The organism is Micrococcus sp. (assembly GCF_030523875.1).
GTDB lineage: Bacteria > Actinomycetota > Actinomycetes > Actinomycetales > Micrococcaceae > Micrococcus.
Map to the genome: position 1 here is coordinate 1 of NZ_JAUNHR010000061.1, position 4,365 is coordinate 4,365.

Genomic DNA, 4,365 nt, shown 5'->3' on the forward strand with positions numbered 1-4,365 from the left:
GACGAGATCGGCAAGGTCTACGGGGTCACCCGTGAGCGCATCCGCCAGATCGAGTCCAAGACCATGTCCAAGCTGCGCCACCCGTCCCGCTCCCAGGTCCTGCGCGACTACCTGGACTGAGCCCGGACGGCCCACGACGACGGCCCGCCGCCTCCTTCCGGGAGGCGACGGGCCGTCGTCGTGCGTGGGGGCCGGTCAGTCGTCGGCCGGCTCCGGGCGGGCGTGCAGGTCCTCGGTCTGGTCCTGCCACACGCTCGCCTGGGGGCGCAGCGCGTCCTCCACGGCGCGGGCGTGGTGACCGCAGAACAGCAGCTCGCCGCCGGAGGGCAGGACCGCGCGCACGAAGGCCTGGGCCCCGCAGCGGTCGCAGCGGTCGGAACGGGTGAGGGCGGCCGGTTCGGCCACGGCGGTGATGGACATGCTGTCCTCCTGGTCTCTCGGGTCGGTGGGGGGCAGGCCCGTGCAGGGCCTGCGCCTCGTGTCCCATGGAACGGCCAGCATGGCACCGCTGCTTCCCGCCGCGGGGCCGGCATGGCCCGGTTTCGCCACCCGCGTACGCGCGCCCCGGCCCCGTTCTCCGAGGCCGGAGGGGCCCGCTGTCGTGTCCGGGGCGCGGAGTAGTCTGGTCGGACGCCCGCCACCCCCTGGAAGGACCAGCCCGCCGTGCCCGCCGCCTCCGAGTACTCCGCCCGCCACCTCTCCGTCCTGGAGGGCCTCGAGGCGGTGCGCAAGCGCCCGGGCATGTACATCGGCTCCACCGACTCCCGCGGGCTCATGCACTGCCTGTGGGAGATCATCGACAACTCGGTGGACGAGGCCCTCGCCGGGCACGGCCAGTCCATCGAGGTCACCCTGCACCCGGACGGCTCCGTGGAGGTCGCGGACAACGGCCGCGGCATCCCCGTGGACGTGGAGCCGCGGACGGGGCTGACCGGCGTCGAGGTGGTGTTCACCAAGCTCCACGCGGGCGGCAAGTTCGGCGGCGGCTCCTACGCGGCCTCCGGCGGCCTGCACGGCGTGGGCGCCTCCGTGGTCAACGCCCTCTCCTCCCGCCTGGACGTGGAGGTCATGCGCGGCGGCAAGGTGCACCGGCTGTCCTTCCGGCGCGGTGAGCCCGGTTCGTTCCAGGACGGCTCGAGGCCCACGCCGGAGGCCCCGTTCACCCCGGCCGAGGAGGCCGCGCCGCTCGAGGTGGTCGGCAAGGCCAAGCGCGGCCAGACCGGCACCCGGGTGCGCTACTGGGCGGACGAGCAGATCTTCACCCCGGACGCCCGGTTCTCCGCGGAGGACCTGCAGGCCCGCGCCCGCCAGACGGCCTACCTCATCCCGGGCCTGCGCATCACCGTCCGGGACCTGCGCCGCCTGCCCGGCACACCGGGGGCGGACGGGCCCGCCGAGGAGGTCTACCAGTACGACGGCGGCATCGCCGAGTTCGTGGACCACCTCACCCCCGCCGCCCCCGTCACGGACGTCTGGCGGCTGCAGGGCTCGGGGACCTTCACCGAGCGGGTGCCCGTGCTGGGCGAGGACGGCCGCACGCAGATGCAGGAGGTCAAGCGCACGTGCGAGGTGGATGTCGCCCTGCGGTGGGACGTGGGCTACGAGACCGTCCTGCGCCCGTTCGTGAACATCATCGCCACCCCCAAGGGCGGCACCCACCAGTCCGGCTTCGAGTCCGCGCTGCTCAAGGTGTTCCGCGCCCAGGTGGAGGCCGGCGCCCGGCGCCTCAAGGCCGGCACGGACCGCCCGGACAAGGACGACGTCCTCGCCGGCATGACCGCCGTCCTGACGGTCCGCCTGGCCGAGCCGCAGTTCGAGGGGCAGACCAAGGAGATCCTGGGCACCCCGGCCGTGCGGCGCATCGTGTCCCAGGTGGTGGAGAAGGAGCTGACGGCGCGGCTGACCGCCACGGCCCGCGCGCAGAAGCAGCAGGTCGCGGTGCTGCTGGAGAAAGTCGTGGCGGAGATGAAGTCCCGCATCTCGGCGCGCACCCACAAGGAGAACCAGCGCCGCAAGAACGCGCTGGAGACCTCCACCATGCCCGCCAAGCTGGCCGACTGCCGGATCGACGACGTCGCCTCCTCCGAGCTGTTCATCGTCGAGGGCGACTCCGCCCTGGGCACCGCCAAGCTGGCGCGGTCCTCGGACTTCCAGGCGCTGCTGCCCATCCGCGGCAAGATCCTCAACGTGCAGAAGGCGTCCGTCTCGGACATCCTCTCCAACGCCGAGTGCGCCGCGCTGATCCAGGTGGTCGGCGGCGGCGCCGGGCGCAGCTTCGACCTGGACGCCGCCCGCTACGGCAAGGTCATCCTGATGACGGACGCCGACGTCGACGGCGCCCACATCCGCACCCTGCTGCTCACCCTCTTCTTCCGGTACATGCGCCCCATGGTGGAGGCCGGCCGGGTGTACGCCGCCGTGCCGCCGCTGCACCGCATCGAGGCCGTGACCCGCGGGAAGAGGGAGCGGGAGGTCATCTACACGTACTCCGAGCAGGAGCTGCGCACCACGCTGGCCCGCCTCGAGGCCGAGGGCCGCTCCTACAAGGAGCCGATCCAGCGGTACAAGGGCCTGGGCGAGATGGACGCGGACCAGCTCGCCGAGACCACCATGGATCCCCGGCACCGCATGCTCCGCCGCGTGACCATCTCCGAGGTGGAGTCCGCGGAGAAGGTCTTCGAGCTGCTGATGGGCTCCTCGGTGGCCCCCCGCAAGGAGTTCATCGTCTCGAACGCGGACGAGCTGGACCGCGAGCGCATCGACGCCTGAGCCGCCCACGGCCAAGGGGAGCCCCGTCGTCGCACGGGGCCGCGTCCTCAGCGGTCGCGGTAGTACGCCGCCAGGCGATGCAGGCCCTCATCGATCGAGACGGTGGGGGACCAGTCGAGCACCTCGCGCGTGCGGCGCTGGTCGAACCAGTGGGCCGTGGAGAGCTGCTCCGCGAGGAACTCGGTCAGCGGCGGCTCGCCGTCGTCGGACGCGATCCCGGAGGAGCGCACCCGGAACAGGTCCCGCTCCCAGACCCTCTCGATCAGGGCGCCGGCGCGGCGGGCCAGGCCCGCGGGCACGGTCCGCGCGGGCTCGGGGGCGCCGCCGGCCAGGGCGATGCCGCGCACGAGCTCGCCCACGGGGCGGGGCTCCCCGTTGGTCACCACGAGCGCCTCGCCGTGGGTGTGGTCCACCGCGGCGACGGCGGCCACCACCGCCTCGACCGCGTTGCCCGTGTAGAGCGTGTCGACCAGGGGCGCGCCCGTGCCCAGCAGCGGCATGCGGCCCTCACGCGAGCGCTGGACGATCCGGTCCGTGAGCTGCAGGTCTCCCGGGCCCCACATCAGATGGGGGCGCAGGACCAGCACGCGGAAGTCCTCGGAGTCCGCCTCGAGCGCGATCAGCTCGCCGGCGGCCTTGGTCCGCGCGTACGGCCCGCGGGCGCGCTCGGGGTCGGCGGGGCTGGCGCCCTCGCCGACGATCGAGGAGCCGGCGTGGGCGACGGAGGGGGAGGAGACGTGGACGAACCGGCGCACCCCCCGGCGTCGCGCGGCGTGCACGAGGATCCGTGTGCCCTCCACGTTGACTGCGCGGAAATCCGCCTCCGGCCCGGACACCGAGACCTTCGCGGCCACGTGCACCACCGTGTCCACGCCCTCGAGGGCGTCCTCCACGGCCGCGGGGTCCGTCACGGAGCCCAGGACGTCCCGCACGCCCGGCACGCCCGAGGGCCGACGCTGGAGCGTCGTCACCTCCGTGCCGGACTCGGCCAGCACACGGGCGGTGCCCGCCCCCAGCAGCCCGGACGCCCCTGTCACGAGGGCACGGCGACTGACCACCCGCTCCACGAGCTGCGGCAGGCCGTCGTCGTCGACGTGGATCTCGATCCCGAGGCCGGTCACAGCCCGCCCACCGATCCGCCGGCCAGCACGTCCGTGGCCCAGCGAGCCACGCGCGGACGGTCGATCTTCGAGTTGTGGCGGATGTCCGTGGGGATCGCGTCCGCCACGAGCACCGCGGCCACCGGCAGCGGGTCCAGCGCGGCGCGCACGGAGGAGGCCAGTGCGGTGGGGGCCAGCCCCTGCTTCGGTCGGCCGTCCCGGTGGTGGCCGGCGCGGCGGGCCGGACGGGTGGCCGGCACGGCGGCCTCCACCACGACGACGACCGCCTGGGTCCCGGCGGGGCCCGTGCCCACGACGGCGCTGCGGCGCACGGGGCCGAGGGCGTCCACGATGCGCTCGGGGCCGCCCGGGGCGAGCGGTCCGTCCGGGGTGGTGATCACGTGCTGCAGGCGGCCCTCGATCCACACGCGGCCCTCGTCGTCGAAGTGGCCCACGTCCGCGGTGCGGTGCCACACGCGCCCGTCGCGGCGGACCA

Annotated in this window: 4 protein-coding genes and 1 pseudogene; 2 read left to right on the forward strand and 3 right to left on the reverse strand. The window is 74.2% G+C overall.

Annotation, left to right across the window (positions count from 1 at the left end; genetic code table 11):
- On the forward strand, positions 1–120 hold a 120-nt coding region (locus Q4D18_RS08620; protein WP_288756475.1), incomplete at its 5' end, for a sigma factor-like helix-turn-helix DNA-binding protein.
- A 75-nt stretch (positions 121–195) separates the two neighbouring features.
- Here Q4D18_RS08620 and Q4D18_RS08625 read toward each other — a convergent pair.
- A complete protein-coding gene (locus Q4D18_RS08625; RefSeq protein ID WP_303127365.1) occupies positions 196–420 on the reverse strand; it encodes a hypothetical protein in 225 nt (74 codons plus the stop codon).
- 243 nt (positions 421–663) lie between these two features.
- On the opposite strand from Q4D18_RS08625, the gene Q4D18_RS08630 reads away from it, so the two are divergent.
- Positions 664–2,769, forward strand: coding sequence for a type IIA DNA topoisomerase subunit B (locus Q4D18_RS08630; RefSeq protein WP_303127367.1), 2,106 nt, complete (start codon positions 664–666; stop codon positions 2,767–2,769).
- 47 nt (positions 2,770–2,816) lie between these two features.
- Here the strand turns inward: Q4D18_RS08630 and Q4D18_RS08635 are convergent, their stop codons facing one another.
- Both Q4D18_RS08635 and Q4D18_RS08640 read right to left on the reverse strand, forming a co-directional pair.
- Positions 2,817–3,890 carry an NAD(P)-dependent oxidoreductase gene (locus Q4D18_RS08635; RefSeq protein ID WP_303127369.1) on the reverse strand — a complete coding sequence of 358 codons (1,074 nt, stop codon included), beginning with the start codon at positions 3,888–3,890 and terminating at the stop codon, positions 2,817–2,819.
- Positions 3,887–4,365: pseudogene (locus tag Q4D18_RS08640) on the reverse strand (hydrolase); the annotation flags it as partial. The pseudogene Q4D18_RS08640 and the gene Q4D18_RS08635, both read right to left, overlap by 4 nt.

Bases quoted from the DNA above. Each gene is read 5' to 3' on its own strand.
- Q4D18_RS08625 (WP_303127365.1), bottom strand. From the start codon at position 420: ATGTCCATCACCGCCGTGGCCGAACCGGCCGCCCTCACCCGTTCCGAC.